Source organism: Myxococcus sp. AM011 (genome assembly GCF_013372595.1).
In the GTDB taxonomy this organism is placed as follows: domain Bacteria; phylum Myxococcota; class Myxococcia; order Myxococcales; family Myxococcaceae; genus Myxococcus; species Myxococcus eversor.
Window position 1 is genome coordinate 1 of the sequence record NZ_JABXEM010000654.1, and the last position, 425, is coordinate 425.

The 425-nt window shown below is 36.5% G+C and carries 1 protein-coding gene; it reads right to left on the minus strand.

The window, feature by feature from the left end:
• The coding region (locus tag HUW62_RS47870; RefSeq protein ID WP_176438243.1) for an arginine N-succinyltransferase at positions 1-425 on the minus strand (425 nt) is incomplete at both ends.

The following is a 425-nucleotide window of genomic DNA, read 5'->3' on the forward strand; positions in this document are numbered from 1 at the left end:
GAAAAAATGGTGCCCAATCGCATCCCAAAAAGGTGAACATCCATTTTCATCAGAGTAGCCACGCATTTCCGCAATTAATTTTTTCTCAAAATATTGCTTAAATGCTGCGATAAACATAAAACGGATTTTCGATAAAAATTTACCGTTTTGATTTTCACGGCGTTCCGGATCTAAAAATAATGTACAGAGCTCACTACTTCCTGTTCTGTCATTACTTAAAAATAAAGTCGGTAATGACTTATAAACATTTAGTGCTTTTGAAGCGTGTACTTGTGTTCCCACATGAAAGTTGTACCAAGGTTCAATTAAACCTACCGCAACCTCAATTGCACTTACACCAATAACACGTTGAGCTTCGGTATCTTCCAGAACAAACAAATATCCCTGTTCACTCTTATGAACATTGCCATTTAAAGTATTGCGAG